This window comes from Enterobacter sp. IF2SW-B1 (assembly GCF_001743375.1).
Taxonomy (GTDB): Bacteria; Pseudomonadota; Gammaproteobacteria; order Enterobacterales; family Enterobacteriaceae; genus Enterobacter; species Enterobacter bugandensis.
This window is the reverse complement of sequence record NZ_MJAA01000005.1, coordinates 96,528-114,582: the sequence shown is the minus strand read 5'-3', so window position 1 is coordinate 114,582 and position 18,055 is coordinate 96,528. Positions and strand designations below refer to the sequence as shown.

Below are 18,055 nucleotides of genomic sequence, written 5' to 3'. Positions count from 1 at the left end.
TTCTACCCTTAACCACTGGAAAATGCTATGACCTCTTCAAAGCTCGAAGTGTTAACCCCTGCGAACTGTCAGATCATCTTTATCGATCACCAGCCACAGATGGCGTTTGGCGTGCAGTCTATTGACCGCCAGGTGCTGAAAAACAACACCGTGGCGCTGGCGAAAGCGGCTAAGGTGTTCAACATCCCGACCATCATCACCACCGTTGAGACAGAAAGCTTCTCCGGTAACACCTATCCGGAGCTGCTGGACGTGTTCCCGGGCCAGGACATTCTGGAGCGTACCTCCATGAACTCCTGGGACGACCAGAAGGTGCGCGACGCGCTGAAGGCTAACGGCAAGAAGAAGGTGGTGGTTGCCGGCCTGTGGACCGAAGTGTGCAACAACAGCTTTGCCCTGTGCGCGATGCTGGAAGGCGACTACGAAATTTATATGGTGGCGGACGCGTCCGGCGGCACCTCCAAGGAAGCCCACGACTTCGCGATGCAGCGCATGATCCAGGCAGGCGTGATCCCGGTGACCTGGCAGCAGGTGATGCTGGAGTGGCAGCGCGACTGGGCGCGTAAAGAGACCTACACCGCGGTGATGGATATCGTGCGCGAACACTCCGGCGCGTACGGCATGGGCGTGGATTACGCCTACACCATGGTGCACAAAGCGCCGTCTCGTCAGAAGAGCGAGCACCGCACCTTAGCGCCGGTCCCGGCTCGCTAAGTTCCGCTGGCGGGCTGGTCCCTCATCCGGCTCGCCGCTGCCTCTTTCTCTGGAGTTCACAATGAGTACTGGGCTGATATCCCTTGCCGCAGGCGTGTTGATTGGCCTGATGTATGCCGTGCTGAAGGTGCGCTCCCCCGCGCCGCCCGCGCTGGCGCTGATTGGCCTGCTGGGCATGCTGGCGGGTGAACAGGCGACGCGCCATCTGTTATCCCGCGACGGCGCGCCGCCTCCTCAGGTAACGGTTCCACAGGTGAAATCGCCGACGGGAGCAACGTCATGAGAGCATGGATAATTTCGCTGGTGTGCGGCGTGGTTGCTGGGGTAATTTACGCCCTGCTCGACGTTCATTCCCCGGCACCGCCGGTTGTCGCCCTGCTTGGCCTGTTTGGCATGCTGGTGGGTGAACAGCTCATCCCGGTGGGACGGCGTTTACTGAGTCGCGAACCGTTTACCCTCGCCTGGTTTCGTCACGAATGCGTGCCGAAAATCAGCGGCACGGCGCCCCCCGCGCCCGCGAAGGACGATCGCGACGTTTAATGATTTTTTTGAGGAAAGACAGCATGACGCTGCCGTGGCGCATTGCCATCATTGATGACGAACGTTCCGTCCGCAGCGGGCTGAGTAATCTCCTGGAGTCGGAAGGGTATGCCGCCGATACGTTTGATTCGGCAGAGGTATTTCTGAGCCATCCGCTCGCCCTGTCCGGCGCGGCGCTGGTGATCGCCGATATCAAGCTGCGGGGCATGAGCGGCCTGGAGCTGTTTGAAAAGCTGCGGCTGCTGGCCGTTCCCCCGCCGCCCGTGATCTTTATCTCCGGTCATGCTGATGAAAATATGCAGCGGTACGCTCTTAGCCTGGGCGCCGCTGCATTTTTGCGTAAACCCATTAACATCGATATTCTGCTGGATCATATACAGCGGGAGCTGGCCCGCCGACGATAAGGATCGCGGATGAACGAACACGAGCAGCCTGCATTCTGGCCCGCCCAGGGGAATCTTCACCAGGGGCGGGTTTTTGTCCTTAAAGAGGATGTGATTTTTACCGTGCTGGCGCAGGAGGGCGGTATCGCCTGGATGCACGCGCGCCATCCCCATTCAGGCGGCTCGTTCATCATTGCCACCGCGGTGAGCGACGAAGAGGAAGAGCGGGCCACGCGGCTGCTAAAAAACGAATTTGCGCTGCGTGACGTGCTGCAGGACAGCTGGGCCATCCGCGCCGTTGCCTCGACCCAGTACCGGGGACGTTTCGCGCTGGTGTATGCGCCGTTTGCGTTTGAGTTGCTGGCGCGGCGCGCGGGCAGGGCGATCTCGGGGATCTCGCGCTTTATTGAGATGGCGATCCAGATCTGCGTTCCCCTGCGCCAGATGCACCTGCAAAACCTGATCCACGGCGATATCAAGCCCGGCGCGATTTTTGTTCATCACGATGCCACCTGCCGTCTGGGCAGCTTTGGCCTCTCCTGTAGCCTCTCCGGTGCCTTCTCCCAGGCCCGGCTTGCCGTTTCAGGCGGTACGCCCGCGTATATGTCGCCGGAGCACACCACCCGCACCCGGCGTCCCGTTGACGGCCGCAGCGATCTCTACAGCCTCGGCATGGTGCTGTATGAACTCCTGACCGGTCGCCTGCCGTTTGAGTTGGGGGAGGACGATCAAACCAACTGGGCGCACTACCATATTGCCTCGGAGCCGCTGGCCCCGGACGTGATTCGCCCGGACGTGCCGGGAATGCTGTCGACCATCATCCTCAAGCTGCTGGAGAAGCACCCCGATAACCGCTACCAGACGGTCGACGGGCTGATTGCCGACCTCCGCCGCTGCCAGGCGACGCTGACCTGCGAGGGCGAGATCGTCGCCTTTACGCCCGGCCAGCAGGACCGCACTCCCGCGATCCATCTGGCGGACTCCCTGTTCGCGACGCATCCGCAGGCGAATGACGTCATTGCCGCGTTTGAGCGGGTGGGGCAGAGCCTCGTGCCGGAGCTGGTGACGATCGGCGGGCCGTCGGGGATTGGCAAATCGTCCATCATCGCGACGGCGCTCAAAACGCTGCAGCAGCGTCAGGTATTGCTGGCGGTGGGGAAAGTCGATCAGTTCTCGCCGTCTTTGCCCTACGGCGTATTAAGCTCTGCGTTCCGCACCCTGACGCTGCACCTGCTGGGGCTGCCCGCGGAAGAGGTAGCGAAGTGGAAAATCCGCCTGTCGCGCGCCCTGGAGGGGTACGAAGCGCTGGCCGTCAGCCTGGTGCCCGAGCTGGGGCTGCTCCTTGAGAGCAAGCCGCGCTACTCGGCGGATACGTTTTCCATTGATGCCCGGGCGCGCTTCAGCCATATGGTGCTGGCGCTGGTAAAAACCTTTGCTTCTCAGGGCTGCCCGCTGGTGCTGGTGCTCGACGATCTCCAGTGGAGCGACGCGGCCAGCCTGCATACGCTGAAACATCTGCTGGTGACCTGCGGCGCTATCCCGCTGCTGCTGGTGGTTGCCCACCGCGATATTGGTTCGTTGTCCGAACCGACACTGCAACAGCAGCTGGCGAGCCTGCCGGAGGCGGCGCAAAACGCGACTGAAATTGTCCCGCAGGCGCTGTCCGTGAAGGCGGTGGCGCGCTGGCTGGCGACGATATTTCGTGCCCGCAGCGCGGCGACGACCGACCTCGCCACGCTGATCCACGAGAAAACCGGGGGCAACCCGCTCTTTGTGCACGAGTTTTTCCGCCGCATCGTGGATGACGGGCTGGTGGTGCACAACAAATATCAGGATAAGTGGCACTACGATCTGCAGGCGATCCGCGCCCGACACTACACCGAAAACGTCGTTACCCTGGTGCTGGAGCAGCTCGAAGAGCTGCCCGACGAGACGCGCCGCCTGCTGGGCAGCCTCGCCTGCCTCGGCGGCACGGGCGAGATGGAGATGATCTGCCGGGTGGTCAGCATGTCGATGGCGGAAATGCGCTATGCGCTGCATCCGGCGGTGATGGCCCAGCTCATTGTGCTGACGGAAAAAGAGTACGCCTTCACCCACGACCGGGTGCAGGAGGCGGCCTTTGCGATGCTGGATCAGCATGAGAAAAGCCATCTTCACCTGACCACCGCCAGCCTGCTGGCCGACGCCGCGCGTCAGGCCGCGGGGAACGAACTGCTGTTCCGCGCCGTTCACCACGTCACGGCCGCGCTGGACTGCATCCAGCCCGCGCCGCAGCGCCAGATGTTCCGCGAGCTGAGCCTGCTGGCCGCACGACGGGCAAAGCGTTCGGGGGATTATCCATCGGCGCTCAGCTATATCCAGACCGCCAGAGCGCTGGGCAACGCCGGGACGGTGTCAGACTTTATGCTTGATATCGAAGAGGCGGGCTGCGAGTTTGCTCTGGGGCACCTGGAGCGCACCCGCGAGCTGTGTGACGCCATCCTCGGCTGCCCCGGCGGGCTGACCGAAAAGGCGCTGGCGGCCAACCTGCTGGTGGAAGTGTACATTCGCCAGTCGGACAGCCGTCTGGCGCTGGAGGCGGCGCTCTGCTGGCTGGGGATTTTTGGTATTCAGATTGGCCGCCACCCGGAAGATGCCGACTGCGACGAGGCCTGGGAACACTTCTGCAACCGCACGGCCGACGCGCCGCAAAGCCTTTTTGCCCAGCTGTCGCGAATGGATAACCCGGAAACCGAAGCGGTGATGAACCTGCTCTACAGCGCCAGCATTTGCGCCAGCTTCATCTGCCCGCGCCTGCATTTTTTGCTGCTTTGCCGCATGATGCACCTCACCCTCGACCACGGCATCACTGGCGCCTCCACCACGGCGATGGCCTGGTTTGGCGTGCTGATTGGCCAGCGCTACGCCGAGTACCGCCTCGGGTTCCAGTACGGCACCCTGGCCCGCGAGCTGGTGAACCGCCACGGCTACGACGCGTTCGAAGCCAAAACCCTGCTGCCCCTCGACCAGCTCAGCGTCTGGACTCAGCCGCTGTCATTCACCATCGAGTGCGCAAAAGCCTGCTTCACCGCCGCCGTTACCCACGGCGATATGACGGTGGCCTGCTTTGCGGCCTGCCATCAGGTCATTAACTTCCTCTCACGGGGCGATCACCTGGACGGGGTATTGACCAGCATCGATCGCGGCCTGGCGTTTGTACGTAAAACCCACTTCCAGGACGTGGAGACCATATTGATGCTCCAGCGCACCTTCGTGGAGTTTTTGCGCACGCCGACGATTGGCACCTGGACCGCGTCGCAGGCGCTGCCCGAGGCGCTGCTTCCCGCGTCGCCGGAGCAGGCCCCGGAGCAGACCTCCACCATGCTGTTCTGGTACTGGCTCTACCGCGGCATGGCGCACTTTACCTGCGGCGAGTATACCGACGCGCAGGCGGATCTTGAGATGGCGGGCTGGTACGCGTGGTCTGCGCCGGGCCATATCCATTTGCTGGATTACCATCTCTACAGCGCGCTGGCGCTCTCACGTCAGCTGACGCCGGAGACGTTTTCGGCGAATCACCGCCGCAGCATTCACGCTCACTACGACAAAATCGCCCTCTGGGCGCGCATTAATCCCTGCACGTTCGCGGATAAAGAGGCGCTGATCTACGCCGAAATTGTCCGTCTGGACGGGATGAACAGCATTGCGCTTGAGCAGTATGAGAAGGCGGTCCGGCTCTCCCGCGAGGGTGGCTTTAACCCGATTAACGCCCTGGCCCACGAGCTGGCGGGCCGCTTTGCGCTGGCCTGCGGCTACCCGACCGCATCAGACGCGCACTTCCGCGGCGCGATTGCCGCCTGGGGCCGCGCGGGCGCGCAGGCCAAGGTGCGCCAGCTGGAGCAGGATTTCCCGCACCTGCTGGCCTCCGGGCAGGCCAGCGCCTACGACACGGTGGCGTTTGCCCAGAACGAGACGATCCGCGATCTGCAGAGCGTGATCAAGGCTTCCCGCGCGCTGTCGGAAGAGATCAATCTTGAGCGCCTGATTGAAAACCTGATGACCATCCTGCTCGAACGCGCCGGGGCGCAGCGCGGCCTGCTGCTTCGCGTGAGCGATAACCTGATCCCGGAGATCGAGGCCAGCGCCTGGACCAGCACCGACGGCGTGCGGGTGCGGATCCTGAAAGACGTGCCGATGGCGACCGACATGCCGCTGTCGGTGCTGGCTGCGGTGATCCGCACCGGGCAGGAGATCCGTACCGGCAAGCCGGAGGAGTTTCATCCCTTCAGCCAGGACCCTTATCTGGTGACTTCGGGGGCGGCGGTGATGTGCGTCCCGATGTTCAAACAGGCGCGGCTGGTGGGCGTGCTCTACCTGGAAAACCGCCTGATGCCGGAGGTCTTCACCGCCGAGCACTCGCGCGTGGTCAGCCTGCTGGGCGCGCAGGCAGCGGTATCCCTGGAGACGGCGCGGCTCTACGCCGAGCTGCTGGCGGAGAACATTCAGCGCCGCCGGGTGGAAAAAGAGCTGCGCGCCAGCCAGACCTCGCTGATGCTGGGCGAGCAGATCAGCCACACCGGCAGCTGGCGCTGGGAGCTGGAGCAGGATCTGATGTTTGTCTCGGAAGAGTACGCCCGCATTCTCGGCCTGCCCGACCAGCAAAAGATGATCTCCATGGCGGAGTTTTTAACCTTCGTCCACGAGGACGATTACGCCCGCATCAGCGCCATCGTCACCCAGAGCGTGCGCGACGGGCTCTCCATGCGTGCGGAGTTTCGTATAAAGCGCACCGACGGCTCAACGCGCTACATCCTCGGAATTGGCGATCCGGTGGGGGTGGGCAGCGAGGTGAACGAGTACTACGGCATCATTACCGATATCACCAGCCAGCGCGCCGCGGAGGATGCCATGCGGGTGGCGCAGGCGGATCTGGCGCGCGTTTCCCGCGCCACCACCGTCGGGCAACTGACCTCCTCCATCGCCCACGAGATCAACCAGCCGCTGATGTCGATCGTCTCGAATGCCGGGGCGAGCCTGCGCTGGCTCAGCCGCGAGCCCGCCCGCCTGGATAAAGTGCGCGAAGGGCTGGAGGAGATCGCCGCGGAAGGTGCGCGAGCGGGGGAGATCATTCGCAGCATCCAGTCCCTGACGCGCAAGCAGGATCCCACCTTCTCGCGCATCGATATGCACTACCTGATTCACCATATCATCACGCTTTCGCGCAGCGAGCTGGAGCAGAGACACATTAGCGTTGATTATCTGTTGAACGCCAGCGACAGCTTTATCACCGGAGACAGCGTGCAGATCCAGCAGGTGCTGCTGAATCTGGTGATGAATGCGGTAGAAGCGATGGCCGAGGTGAGGGATCGCGCCACCACCATCATCCTCAGCACCGCCAACGCGGACGGGAAAGTGATCGTTGAGATCGCCGATACCGGGAGCGGCATTGAGCCCGAACGGCTGGAGCAGATTTTTGACTCGTTCTACTCCACCAAGCCGCAGGGGATGGGGATGGGGCTGACCATCAGCGCCAGCATCATCGAGCGCCACTGCGGAAAGCTGAGCGCGCGCCGCCGGGAGCCGCACGGCACGGTGTTTACCTTCGCGCTGCCGCTGGCCGCGCAGGAAGGGTAAACGTTACTCCGCGGGCTGGCTTTTGGTCAGGCGCTCAACGGCCCTGACCAGCTCGGCCACGGAGCGCACCTGCATTTTCTCCATCACGCGGCGGCGGTGCACCTTCACCGTGATCTCGCTGACGCCCAGCTCGGCGGCAATCTGCTTGTTGAGCTTGCCGGTGATGGCAAGCTCAAGCACCTCGTGCTCGCGCGGCGTGAGGGACAAATGGCGCTGCTTCAGGGCGTAGTGCTCTTTATTGCGCACGGCGTTGTTTTCCGCCAGCTGCAGCGCGGACTCAATGGCGTCGATCAGCGCGGCGGATTCAACGGGCTTGGTGAGAAATTCGTACGCGCCGCCTTTGATGGCGCGCACCGACATCGGGATAGTGCCGTGGCCGGTGAGAAAAATAATCGGGATCTCGCGCCCGCTGTCTTTGAGCGCGTCCGCCACCTCGAAGCCAGAGATGGCGGGCATCTGCATGTCGAGGATCACGCACGACGGCAGATCCTCAAACCGGTGTTGAAGAAACGTTTCTGCTGATGAAAAGCCGATGGCGTTTAAGTCTGCCGATTCCAGCAGCCCGATTACGGACTGCCTGACCGCGTCATCGTCATCAACCACATACACAATGTGTTCCATTCACCGCCCCGGTGCTGATTTAAATGTCGAGGATGCAAACAGTCTCAACGGTGGCGTAAGAGACTGTTTATGCTGACTTTCATCTTAACACATTAAATATCATTATCATTTAACAATATGATAACCATATGAAGTATAGCGAGCCGGGGCGGGGGGGGGGAAGGAATGAAACGCTGTTTTTATGCACCGACAAGCTCGATGCGGTTGCCGTCCGGGTCCGCGATTACCGCTTCATAAAAGCCGTCCCCGGTCATGCGCGGGGCGCTGAGCAGCGTGCCGTTTGCCTGCGCCCGCTCGGCCATGCTGTCCACTTTTGCCTTGCTGCCGACGTTAATGGCGATATGCGCCCAGCCGATAAACTCCGGGTGCGACGGGGCGTCGGGCAGGTCCGGCAGCGTCATCAGCTCGAGGGTCGGCCCGTCATCCAGGGTAATAAAATGGGATTCAAACCCCGGACGGTTTTTGCTGACGTAGCGTTCGTTACTGCGGCCATTAAACACCGTTTCCCAGAACTGAACCTGGGCTTCAAGGCTGCGGGTCCAGAGTGCGACATGTGCGATATTCATAAGCTCCCTCGTTATTTGTCTGTGAGGACTTTCACCGATAAAACAGGCTACACTCTGGTTTTGAGCGCGACAAGCTGAGGAAACAACAATGCACTACACACTGAAAGAAAGCGACAAGGACAAAGCGGAAGGGTCAAGCGGCGCGGGCGCTCTGCAGCAAAAACTGCTGGAGTCCCGTTCGATTGTCATCTCCGGCGAGATCAACCAGGAGCTGGCGCAGAAGGTCATTACCCAGATGATCCTGCTGCAAAGCGTCAGCAACGATCCGATCAAGCTGTACATCAACAGCCAGGGCGGCCACGTGGAAGCGGGTGACACCATTCACGACTTCATCAAGTTCATCCGCCCGGAAGTGCACGTTATCGGCACCGGTTGGGTGGCAAGCGCCGGGATCACCATCTTCCTGGCAGCGAAAAAAGAGCACCGCTACTCGCTGCCGAATACCCGCTTTATGATCCACCAGCCGCTGGGCGGCGTGCGCGGTCAGGCGACGGATATTGAGATCGAAGCGCGCGAGATCATCCGCATGCTGGATCGCGTCAACAAGCTGATCGCTGACGCCACCGGCCAGCCGCTGGAAAAAGTGAAAAAAGACACCGACCGCAACTACTGGATGTCTCCGGCAGAAGCGCTGGACTACGGCATCGTGGGCAAACTGATTACCCATTACGACGAGCTGAACCTGGATTAAGTTTTACTACCGTGTACGTGTCGGGTAGCGGCTTCGCCTTACCCGACCTACGTGCGCTCGTTTGACCCATGACAAGTTCCCCCTCTGCCTTCTTGCCTATAATCGCGCCTGTTTCCCCTCTCACTGGTGCTACCCATGGCGTATCAATTGAACCTGAACTGGCCGGAATTTCTTGAGAAATACTGGCAAAAACAACCCGTAGTGCTGAAAAATGCCTTCCCGAATTTTGTCGACCCGATTACCCCGGACGAGCTGGCAGGCCTGGCGATGGAGCCGGAAGTCGATAGCCGTCTGGTGAGCCACGCTAACGGCAAATGGCAGGCCAGCAATGGTCCGTTTGAGCACTTTGACGGTCTGGGCGAAACCGGCTGGTCGCTGCTGGCGCAGGCGGTGAACCACTGGCATATGCCCGCCGCGGAGCTGGTGCGTCCGTTCCGCGTCCTGCCGGACTGGCGTCTGGACGATCTGATGATCTCCTTCTCCGTGCCGGGCGGCGGCGTGGGTCCGCATATCGATCAGTACGACGTGTTTATCATTCAGGGGATGGGAAGCCGCCGCTGGCGCGTGGGCGACAAGCTGCCGATGCGTCAGTTCTGCCCGCATCCGGCGCTGCTGCACGTGGATCCGTTTGAGCCGATCATCGACGAAGATCTTGAGCCGGGCGATATCCTCTATATTCCGCCTGGATTCCCGCATGACGGCTTTACCCATGAAACCGCGCTCAACTACTCCGTCGGCTTCCGCGGGCCGAACGGCCGCGATCTGATCAGCAGCTTTGCCGACTACGCGCTGGAAAACGATCTGGGCGGCGAACACTACAGCGATCCGGATCTCACCTGCCGCGAACATCCGGGCCGCGTGGAGCAGTACGAGCTCGATCGTATCCGTCAGATGATGATCGACATGATTAGCAAGCCGGACGATTTCACGAAATGGTTTGGCAGCTTCGTCTCCACGCCGCGCCACGAGCTGGATATTGCCGCCGCCGAGCCGCCGTATTCGGCAGACGAGGTGCTGGACGCGCTGCAGGGCGGCGAAACGCTGTCGCGCCTGAGCGGCCTGCGCGTGCTGAACGTTAACGGCAGCTTCTTCATCAACAGCGAACAGCTGGAGACGGTAGACGCGAAGGGCGCGGATGCGCTGTGCCGCAACACCGAACTCGGCCAGGCCGAGCTGGGCGATGCGCTGAAAAACCCGGCGTTTGTTGACGAACTCACCGGGCTGATTAACCAGGGGTACTGGTACTTCGACGAGTAACAGGAGGCGGCGTTTAGTCAGCCTAAACGCCGCTACGTTCAAACCAGCATATTACACGCCTTCCAGTAGTTCAAAAGCCGCTCGTCGTCGCGCTCTTTCTCCGCTTTGATTTTCATCGCCTGGGCGAGATTCTCTCGCGATACCTCATGGCCTTTTTGCACGATGTCCAGGACCGCTTCACCAAGAGCCAGCGAAATTTCTGCCCGATTATTGTTGCGAATCGTCATAAATACCTCCTCGTTGGTTGCGATAATTTAATTATGATCGGGAAATAATCAGTCGGAAATAATTCATCTCATTCTTATTTTTTTCATTTCGGCGTTAAATAGACATCATATTCCATTCTGTCAATGATGTTTCAAAATGCTAATAAGCCTTTTAAGCCTGAATTTATGCGCTACAGTTATTTTTCGTGCAACAGGCAAATAACCGAAACAGGAGAATGATTATGGTAGATAAAAGCGCAATTAAGGATCACACTCAGGTTGTCGCCAGCTGCGGAACGCACGTCGGGGTTGTGGACCATTTAGACGGCGAGCGTATCAAGCTTGCTAAGAGTGACCCTGAATCAGGCGGCAAGCACCACTTTATTCCTCTCGGCTGGGTCGATAAGGTCGAAGATAATAACGTTATCCTGACCAAAAACCATAAAGAGGTTTTTGCTGAGTGGCAGGAAGCATAAATATATTTCTCGTAAAGAAATATATATCTTCGCTCCGGCTTTGTCCGGAGCGTAATAGTGTCTGCGCCCGGTGATTGCTGATATGGCAAAGGGATGGTACTGTTTTGCCTGTCCTTTTCCCGATGCAGGCCCCGAATTATGCTCCAGAGTGAAAATAGATCAGCGAAACGCATATTTTTTGTTGAGGATTTTCAGGTATTCGGCGAGCGCTACGGCATCGACTACCGTTTCCCGCTGTTAAAAGGGGATCAGATCAGCGGCAGCCCGGTGTTGCAGGGGAATGTGGAAGAGATGACGCTCTCGTCCGGCATTTCGCTGACCCACTCCGACGTGCATGTATTACAACCCTACGAAACCACATCCCGCCACAGCAGCCCGCTTTATATGCTGGTAGTGCTGGAAGGCTGCGTTACGATCGCGCTCAATGGCATCGACTATCACGTTCGTCCCGGCATGGCGTTCAGCGCCCGTCTGAGTGAGGAGCAGGTGATGAGCGCGCGTCACGACGCCGACAGCGCGCTGAAAACGCTCTCGTTTGGCGTGTACCCGCATGAAGCCGGGCGTGAAGCCCTGCTTGAGTCGCTGCTGCTGGAATGGCAAAACCTGAATACACCCACGTTTGTCTGGCACGTTCCCGAGTTTGTTATGTCAGGCATTCAGCATGCGCAGCAGCAGAGAGGAAGCGTGCTCGCGCGTAAGCTATTGCTGGAGGGGCTGATGTACCAGCTGCTCGGCCACGGCCTGAATCAGCGCCAGCAGCCCTGCCCGAGCCGCCCTGAGCATGCGCGCCTGGAACGCGTACGGAGCATGCTGGAACAGTCTCCTGAACGGGATCATACTCTCGCGCAGCTGGCAGCCTTGGCTGCAATGAGCCCAAGCAGCCTGCGCAGCAAGTTCCGTCAGCGCTACGGCTGCACCCTCTTCGATTATCTTCGCGACTGTCGCCTTGCGCTGGCGCGCCGCTATCTGCTGGAAGGCCACAGCGTGCAGCAGGCGGCCTGGATGTGCGGGTATCAGCATGCCACCAACTTCGCCACCGCATTTCGTCGTCATTACGGGATTTCTCCGGGCGACGTGCGCAAACTCCGCTAACGTAATTTCGCCCATCGCGCGAACGCATCCCGTGCGGTTTAGCATCACGCATACGTAACCTGGCGGCGCGCATAGCCGTTTGCACTCTCAAAAAGGTAATAATTCTTATTAACAATAAGAAATATCTCTGGAGAGGGTTATGTTTGCTAAATCGCGTCTGGCACTGCTGGTGGGATGGGTTACCGGTAGCGTCGCTTTTCCTTTACTGGCGCAGGATGCGCAAAAAACTGACACCGTGGTGGTGACCTCGCAGATGCAGTCTGCGGCCACCAAGCTTGAAACGCCGGATATTGAAACTCCGCAGTCGGTCTCTATCGTCACGCGCGAGCAGTTCGAAGAGCAGGGCGCAACCAGCGTGCGTCAGGCCGTGAGCTACACGCCGGGGGTCTACAGCAACCAGATTGGGGCGTCTAACCGCTTTGACTACATGGTGCTGCGCGGCTTCTCTGACGGCAGCCTGGACAACGTCTACCTGGACGGCCTGAAGATGATGGGCGACACCAACTCCCACAGCTCGCTGGTGGTTGATCCGTGGTTCCTGGACAGTATCGAAGTCGTGCGCGGTCCGGCCTCCGTGCTCTATGGCCGTTCATCGCCGGGCGGGATTGTGGCGCTTACCTCTCGTAAGCCGTCGTTCGATCCGGGCGGGGAGATCAAGCTCTTCGCCGGGAACAATAGCCAGCGTGGGGCGATGTTCGACGTCACCGGCCCGGTTGATGATAATGACCGCGTGGCGGTGCGCCTCAGCGGGATGACCCGCTATGCCGATTCCCAGTTCGATCCGCTGAAGGAAGAGCGTTACGCGCTGATGCCGAGCCTGACCTGGCGTATCACCGATAACACCCGTCTGGATCTGATGGCCTACCTGCACCGTGATCCGGAAGGCGGCAGCCACTCCGGCCTGCCGTATGAGGGCACGGTTGTGCCGCACAGCGGGAAGAAAATCTCCAACACGTTCTTTGAAGGTGAAGACGATTACGACAAGTACGATCGTCGGGAAAACATGGTCGGCTATAACCTTGAGCACCTGTTTGACAGCGGCTGGTCCGTGCGCCAGAAGCTGCGCTACCTGCACACCAAAGTGGAGCTGAACCAGGTGTATGCCGCAGGCTGGCTGAATGACACCGAGCTGAACCGCGGCTATTCCGGCTCCGACGAGAAGATGAACGCCATCACCCTGGATAACCAGGTCGACGGCAGCTTCGACACCGGGGCGGTGAACCACCGCGTGCTGATCGGCATGGACTACCAGGACCGCACCAACAACGTGACCGGCTACTATGGCGGCTTCCCGCCGATTGACGCCTTCCACCCGGTTTACGGTGCAAAGCCGGACTACATCACCCAGTACAGCAGGGAAAAGCATAAGCTTCGCCAGACCGGTTACTACCTACAGGATCAGATGTCCGTTGACCGCTGGCGCCTGACGCTCGGCGGGCGTTACGACCAGGTGAGCGTGTCGAACGTCGACAACTTTAACCACACCCGCAGCGATCTGGATAAAAACAACTTCAGCAGCCGCGCGGCGCTGCTGTATCTGTTTGATAACGGCGTTGCGCCGTACGTCAGCTACTCCACCGCCTTTACGCCGACCAGCTTTGCTGACGAGCAGGGCAATATCCTGGATCCGATGAAGGGCAAGCAGTGGGAAGCGGGCGTGAAGTATGAGCCAGAAGGGATGAACAGCCAGTTCAGCGCCTCGGTGTTCCGCATCAACCAGAAGAACATTGCCACCAAAGAGGAGCCGACCGATCCGTACCGTTCCATCGGTGAAATCGAATCCGAAGGCGTTGAGCTGGAGGCGATTGGTCAGCTGACCGACAGCCTGCGCATGCAGGCGGCGTACACCTACACGGATATTCGCTATAAGAAGAGCAGCCCGGAAGAAGAGGGCAAGCGCGCCGTCTATGCCCCGCGTAACATGGCCAGCGCCTGGCTGAGCTACGACGTCAAAACCGGCCCGCTGGACGGCCTGACCGTCGGCTCCGGCGTGCGCTATGTCAACGGGATCGCCAGCGATCGCCAGAACACCCATACGCTTCCATCGTACACGCTGGTGGACATGGTCGTGGGGTATGACCTGTCAAAAGTGGGGCTTACGGGCGTGAGCGCGCAGCTGAACGTCAATAACCTGACGGACAAAAGCTACGTTGCGGCGTGTAACTCGCTCTCTTACTGCTACTTCGGCGCAGAACGCAGCATTGTGGGCAGCGTTTCGTGGAAGTTCTGAGCCGTTGATTTTGCCGGGTGGCGGCTTCGCCTTACCCGGCCTACGCTATTCCGTAGCGCCACCGGCGCTAAAAAACGTACTACTCCTCCATCGCAATCACAATCGCCTCGCCCATCTTCTTCAACGCTTCGCGATGTTTATCCGTTGGCGGCAGCGCCACGTTGATCCGCAGGCAGTTGCGGTACTTCCCTGACGCGGAAAATAACGATCCGGCCGCCGCCTGGATCTTCAGCCGGCACAGCTGCTTGCTGACGCACACCATATCCACCTTCTCTGGCAGCTCAACCCACAGCAGGAAGCTCCCCTGCGGGCGCGTGACGCAAATCTCCGCCGGAAAATACTGCCGCACCCAGCAGGTGTAGGTTTCCATATTCTGCTGATAAATCTGGCGCATACGGCGCACGTGGCGATGGTAATGGCCGTCGCGAATAAACGCCGCCACCGCCATCTGGGTGCCCGGCACGTTAAACCCGCCCGCGGCGTATTTCATGTGCATCACCCGGTCGTAATAGCGCCCCGGCACAATCCAGCCGACGCGCAGGCCCGGCGCCACGGTTTTGGTAAACGAGCTGCAGAGGATCACGCGGCCATCGATGTCCATCGAGTGAATGGTGCGCGGGCGTGGGTACTCCGCCCCCAGCTCACCGTAGATATCATCCTCCACAATCACGATATCGTGCCGCTGGGCGAGGGCTAAAACCTGTTTTTTCCGCGCTTCCGGCATGATAAACCCGAGCGGGTTATTGCAGTTGGGCACCAGGATCACCGCCTTGATCGGCCACTGCTCCATTGCCAGCTCTAACGCCTCGATGCTGATCCCGGTTTCAGAGTCGGTGGGAATTTCAATCGCCTTGATGTCAAACCCGCGCAGCATCTGCATGGTGCCGTGAAAAGATGGCGACTCCACCGCCACGATGTCCCCCGCTTTGCACACCGAGAGCAGGGCGATCGACAGCGCGCCGTGGCAGCCGTTGGTGATCACAATGTCGCTTGCCGAGACGGTAGAGCCGCCGTCCAGCATCAGGCGGGCGATCTGCTCGCGCAGCTCAAGGCGGCCATCGAGCACGTCATAGCTCAGCATCTCGCTCGGGTTATGCAGCGCAAGGCGGCTCATCTCGCGCCACAGGGGCTTCAGGCTCGGCTGGTTAATGTCCGGCGAGCCGCCGCCAAAGGAGATCATCTCTTTGTCGGCGCGGGCGTCCAGCAGCATCATCACCTCATCCCACTGGGTGACGTCCACCGGGCGCTGCACCGGGCGCGTCATCGCCGGGACGGGCGGCTGGGCTTTGCGTTTCGAGACAAAATAGCCGGAGCGCGGCTGGGGGGTGATCAGCTGAAGGTTTTCGAGGATCTGGTAGGCCTGCTGTATGGTGCTGATGCTCACGCCATGCTCCTGGCTCAGGGCGCGCACCGACGGCAGACGCTCGCCGCTGCGATACAGCCCTTGTTCAATGCGTTCTGCCAGAAGGTTGGCCAGGTGTTGATAGCGTGTCATGCTGTATCCTTTATTTTCACCATACAGATTATTAAACCAGTACAGATTGCCGCAAAAAACGGCATGCAGATACCGTTTTAGCGGATCTGTATGTTAAACAAAAGTTGTTTTTGCATCTGTATTGCGCAGGTCGATTTCCAGGATGATAACCCCACTGGCACAGTGAGGAGAGCATTATGGAATTCTACGAAAACCGTTCAAAACGTCCGTTCGTCGTATTTGTCTGGATCGGCAAAACGATCCGCAACTGGTATCGCATCAACCGGACCCGCCGCATCCTGAGCCAGATGAGCGACGAGCAGCTCAAGGACGTTGGGTTATCGCGATATGATGTATGAGGATAGGGTTGTCCGGTGGCGCTACGCTTACCGGGTCTACAGAAGAACGTAGGCCGGGTAAGGCGTAGCCGCCACCCGGCATATAACAAGCGGATTATTCGGCAGATTTTACGGACGTGTTTTCAGCGATACGGCGCAAATATTCGTTGTTCTTGAACGCAACCATAATCAGTTCGAACATCACGCGGCATCCGACCAGGCTGCATACCGTACCGATAAAGCCGGTGATGAGATGGTCGCTGAACATGGTATACACACCGCCTGCAAAAATAAGCAGCATGGCGATCCAGTAAAATAAGACCAGCACGCGTGGTGTTAATAAATAATCAAATCCCAAAATTGATTTCATTTTCTTTTCCTTAGAAATGTAAAAAGCCATCAGATTATATCGATATTTTAAATTGGTGCTAATTGGGCAGATATCTGAATTCAGAGTAATATCTCCAGCGTCTGCCGTTTCGGCCTTTCCAGCAGCTCCACCGCCTCCTGATACGTCCGCACGTTGTTATAGCCCATTACCAGCCCGTAGCGTTTGCCCGACCCGCGATACCACTCAGAGAGCGCATTGACCTGCAGCTGCTGTTCCTGCCAGCAGCGGGCCACTTCCCGGTCGCAGCTCCCTTTGGTGAGAAACGCCACGATATGCATCCCGCCGTCGTTTTGCTCGGTGAAAAACAGATCGCCATACACCTCGCGCAGGGCGGCAATCATCCAGTCGCGGCGGGTCTGGTACAGCGCGCGCATCTTTTTGAGATGGCGGAAAAAATGCCCTTCGTTGAGAAACGCGGTGAGGATCTTCTGCGTCAGCACCGGCTGGCCGCTGGTGGTGATATCCGCGCAGTCGGTAAAGGCCCCGACGGTGCTGGCGGGCATCACCACGTAGCCCATGCGCAGCGACGGCATGATGGTTTTACTGAAGGTGCCCATAAAGATCACCCGGTCGTGCTGGTCGAGGCTTTTCAGCGACGGCAGCACCTTGCGGGTGTAGTGAAACTCCCCGTCGTAATCGTCTTCGATGATCCACGCCTCGTTCTGGCTGGCCCAGTCGAGCAATTGCTGCTTGCGCGGCAGGGAGAGCGTCACCGCCAGCGGGCTCTGGTGCGAGGGGGTGACGATGGCAAAACGCGCGTCACGATGGTGACGAAGCAGGTATTCCGTATCAATGCCGCAGCGATCGACCGGCGCCGTGTGCAGGCGCGGCACGATCCGCTTCAGCAGCTGCTGGCCCATAAAGTAGCCCGGATCTTCAAACACCACCTTGTCGCTGCGGCTGGCGAGGGTGTCGAGGATCAGCCGCAGGCTGCCGCTGTAGCCGCTGGTGATCAGCACCTCTTCGGCGGTGCAGGACAAGCCGCGCGAGATATTGAGATAGCTGGCGATGGCCTGGCGCAGCGGATACCAGCCCAGGACGGGCGGGTTGAGCATCTCCTCCTGACGCATGGCGCGCGTCGCCTGGCCCGCCAGCAGCAGCCATTTTTTATACGGGAAGCTGTCGAGGGCGGGGATGCCGGGGCGCAGAAATCCGGCCCGCTCGCGCTGGCTGATAAGCGAGGCCGGAAGCGTGCCGGTAGGCTGTTCCGCAGGGGCATTGTTATCCGGCAGCAGTAAATCCGGGTTGACCCGCGTGCCGCGCGCGCCCTGGCTCACCAGATACCCTTCACCCGTCAGAATGGCGTACGCCGTTTCGACGGTTTTGCGCGCCACCTTCAGCTCTTCCGCCAGCACGCGGATGGCAGGTACCTTATCCCCCGGCTTCAGCACGCCCCGCGTGATGTTGTCGCGATAGCGTGTATAAATGTCGTGATAGCCCGGCTTCATGTCCTACCTCATTTC

At 59.7% G+C, this 18,055-nt stretch carries 16 protein-coding genes and 1 pseudogene; 11 read left to right on the top strand and 6 right to left on the bottom strand.

Annotation, left to right across the window (positions count from 1 at the left end; translation table 11 throughout):
* Window positions 1-27 precede the first annotated feature (27 nt).
* The 5 genes from A6013_RS12270 (at window position 28) to A6013_RS12250 (ending at window position 7,250) form a co-directional block, all read left to right on the top strand.
* The gene (locus A6013_RS12270) at window positions 28-714 is read left to right on the top strand and encodes a hydrolase (protein WP_023331928.1); all 687 of its coding nucleotides are present in this window, start codon (window positions 28-30) and stop codon (window positions 712-714) included.
* Between the two features lie 61 nt (window positions 715-775).
* Window positions 776-997, top strand: coding sequence for a DUF1427 family protein (locus A6013_RS12265; RefSeq protein ID WP_069733142.1), 222 nt, complete (start codon window positions 776-778; stop codon window positions 995-997).
* Window positions 994-1,254 (top strand): XapX domain-containing protein, encoded by a 261-nt coding sequence (locus A6013_RS12260; RefSeq protein ID WP_028015363.1) that lies wholly within the window; start codon window positions 994-996, stop codon window positions 1,252-1,254. Before A6013_RS12265 ends, A6013_RS12260 begins: the two co-directional genes overlap by 4 nt.
* 23 nt (window positions 1,255-1,277) lie before the next feature.
* Window positions 1,278-1,658 (top strand): response regulator transcription factor, encoded by a 381-nt coding sequence (locus A6013_RS12255; RefSeq protein WP_048960182.1) that lies wholly within the window; start codon window positions 1,278-1,280, stop codon window positions 1,656-1,658.
* Window positions 1,659-1,667: 9 nt separating this feature from the next.
* Window positions 1,668-7,250 (top strand): ATP-binding sensor histidine kinase, encoded by a 5,583-nt coding sequence (locus A6013_RS12250; protein WP_069733141.1) that lies wholly within the window; start codon window positions 1,668-1,670, stop codon window positions 7,248-7,250.
* Between the two features lie 3 nt (window positions 7,251-7,253).
* Here A6013_RS12250 and A6013_RS12245 read toward each other — a convergent pair whose 3' ends face one another.
* Window positions 7,254-7,871, bottom strand: a complete 618-nt coding sequence (locus A6013_RS12245) for a response regulator transcription factor (RefSeq protein WP_045259555.1) — start codon at window positions 7,869-7,871, stop codon at window positions 7,254-7,256.
* A 179-nt stretch (window positions 7,872-8,050) separates the two neighbouring features.
* Complete coding sequence (locus tag A6013_RS12240) at window positions 8,051-8,437, bottom strand: VOC family protein (protein ID WP_045631073.1); 387 nt, start codon at window positions 8,435-8,437, stop codon at window positions 8,051-8,053.
* An 85-nt stretch (window positions 8,438-8,522) separates the two neighbouring features.
* On the opposite strand from A6013_RS12240, the pseudogene A6013_RS12235 reads away from it, so the two are divergent.
* Window positions 8,523-9,128 (top strand): annotated as a pseudogene (locus A6013_RS12235) (ATP-dependent Clp protease proteolytic subunit); the annotation flags it as partial.
* 135 nt (window positions 9,129-9,263) lie between these two features.
* Window positions 9,264-10,385 carry a cupin domain-containing protein gene (locus tag A6013_RS12230; protein WP_069733140.1) on the top strand — a complete coding sequence of 374 codons (1,122 nt, stop codon included), beginning with the start codon at window positions 9,264-9,266 and terminating at the stop codon, window positions 10,383-10,385.
* Window positions 10,386-10,423: 38 nt separating this feature from the next.
* Here the strand turns inward: A6013_RS12230 and A6013_RS12225 are convergent, their stop codons facing one another.
* On the bottom strand, window positions 10,424-10,612 hold the full coding sequence (locus A6013_RS12225) for a hypothetical protein (protein WP_047363975.1): 189 nt from the start codon (window positions 10,610-10,612) through the stop codon (window positions 10,424-10,426).
* A 221-nt stretch (window positions 10,613-10,833) separates the two neighbouring features.
* On the opposite strand from A6013_RS12225, the gene A6013_RS12220 reads away from it, so the two are divergent.
* The 3 genes from A6013_RS12220 to foxA all read left to right on the top strand — a co-directional run bounded on the left by A6013_RS12220 (window position 10,834) and on the right by foxA (window position 14,389).
* Window positions 10,834-11,067, top strand: a complete 234-nt coding sequence (locus A6013_RS12220) for a DUF2171 domain-containing protein (RefSeq protein ID WP_063942935.1) — start codon at window positions 10,834-10,836, stop codon at window positions 11,065-11,067.
* 138 nt (window positions 11,068-11,205) lie between these two features.
* Window positions 11,206-12,159, top strand: coding sequence for an AraC family transcriptional regulator (locus A6013_RS12215; protein ID WP_069733139.1), 954 nt, complete (start codon window positions 11,206-11,208; stop codon window positions 12,157-12,159).
* A 121-nt stretch (window positions 12,160-12,280) separates the two neighbouring features.
* The gene (gene foxA, locus A6013_RS12210; protein WP_112792168.1) at window positions 12,281-14,389 is read left to right on the top strand and encodes a ferrioxamine B receptor FoxA; all 2,109 of its coding nucleotides are present in this window, start codon (window positions 12,281-12,283) and stop codon (window positions 14,387-14,389) included.
* A 79-nt stretch (window positions 14,390-14,468) separates the two neighbouring features.
* Here the strand turns inward: foxA and A6013_RS12205 are convergent, their stop codons facing one another.
* Window positions 14,469-15,884, bottom strand: coding sequence for a PLP-dependent aminotransferase family protein (locus tag A6013_RS12205; protein WP_069733138.1), 1,416 nt, complete (start codon window positions 15,882-15,884; stop codon window positions 14,469-14,471).
* Between the two features lie 176 nt (window positions 15,885-16,060).
* Between A6013_RS12205 and A6013_RS12200 the strand changes: the two genes are divergently transcribed.
* Entirely contained in the window at window positions 16,061-16,222 is a 162-nt protein-coding gene (locus A6013_RS12200) for a DUF1127 domain-containing protein (protein ID WP_048959778.1), read from the top strand.
* Between the two features lie 94 nt (window positions 16,223-16,316).
* Here A6013_RS12200 and A6013_RS12195 read toward each other — a convergent pair whose 3' ends face one another.
* Both A6013_RS12195 and A6013_RS12190 read right to left on the bottom strand, forming a co-directional pair.
* Window positions 16,317-16,571 (bottom strand): DUF4282 domain-containing protein, encoded by a 255-nt coding sequence (locus A6013_RS12195; RefSeq protein WP_039265304.1) that lies wholly within the window; start codon window positions 16,569-16,571, stop codon window positions 16,317-16,319.
* A gap of 80 nt (window positions 16,572-16,651) precedes the next feature.
* On the bottom strand, window positions 16,652-18,040 hold the full coding sequence (locus A6013_RS12190) for a PLP-dependent aminotransferase family protein (protein ID WP_069733137.1): 1,389 nt from the start codon (window positions 18,038-18,040) through the stop codon (window positions 16,652-16,654).
* Window positions 18,041-18,055: the final 15 nt, after the last annotated feature.

Excerpts from the sequence above, each read along its gene's own strand:
- A6013_RS12270 (WP_023331928.1), top strand. The coding sequence starts at position 28 with ATGACCTCTTCAAAGCTCGAAGTGTTAACCCCTGCGAACTGTCAGATC.
- A6013_RS12265 (WP_069733142.1), top strand. The coding sequence starts at position 776 with ATGAGTACTGGGCTGATATCCCTTGCCGCAGGCGTGTTGATTGGCCTG.
- A6013_RS12260 (WP_028015363.1), top strand. The coding sequence starts at position 994 with ATGAGAGCATGGATAATTTCGCTGGTGTGCGGCGTGGTTGCTGGGGTA.
- A6013_RS12255 (WP_048960182.1), top strand. The coding sequence starts at position 1,278 with ATGACGCTGCCGTGGCGCATTGCCATCATTGATGACGAACGTTCCGTC.
- A6013_RS12250 (WP_069733141.1), top strand. The coding sequence starts at position 1,668 with ATGAACGAACACGAGCAGCCTGCATTCTGGCCCGCCCAGGGGAATCTT.
- A6013_RS12245 (WP_045259555.1), bottom strand. The coding sequence starts at position 7,871 with ATGGAACACATTGTGTATGTGGTTGATGACGATGACGCGGTCAGGCAG.
- A6013_RS12240 (WP_045631073.1), bottom strand. The coding sequence starts at position 8,437 with ATGAATATCGCACATGTCGCACTCTGGACCCGCAGCCTTGAAGCCCAG.
- A6013_RS12230 (WP_069733140.1), top strand. The coding sequence starts at position 9,264 with ATGGCGTATCAATTGAACCTGAACTGGCCGGAATTTCTTGAGAAATAC.
- A6013_RS12225 (WP_047363975.1), bottom strand. The coding sequence starts at position 10,612 with ATGACGATTCGCAACAATAATCGGGCAGAAATTTCGCTGGCTCTTGGT.
- A6013_RS12220 (WP_063942935.1), top strand. The coding sequence starts at position 10,834 with ATGGTAGATAAAAGCGCAATTAAGGATCACACTCAGGTTGTCGCCAGC.
- A6013_RS12215 (WP_069733139.1), top strand. The coding sequence starts at position 11,206 with ATGCTCCAGAGTGAAAATAGATCAGCGAAACGCATATTTTTTGTTGAG.
- A6013_RS12205 (WP_069733138.1), bottom strand. The coding sequence starts at position 15,884 with ATGACACGCTATCAACACCTGGCCAACCTTCTGGCAGAACGCATTGAA.
- A6013_RS12200 (WP_048959778.1), top strand. The coding sequence starts at position 16,061 with ATGGAATTCTACGAAAACCGTTCAAAACGTCCGTTCGTCGTATTTGTC.
- A6013_RS12195 (WP_039265304.1), bottom strand. The coding sequence starts at position 16,571 with ATGAAATCAATTTTGGGATTTGATTATTTATTAACACCACGCGTGCTG.
- A6013_RS12190 (WP_069733137.1), bottom strand. The coding sequence starts at position 18,040 with ATGAAGCCGGGCTATCACGACATTTATACACGCTATCGCGACAACATC.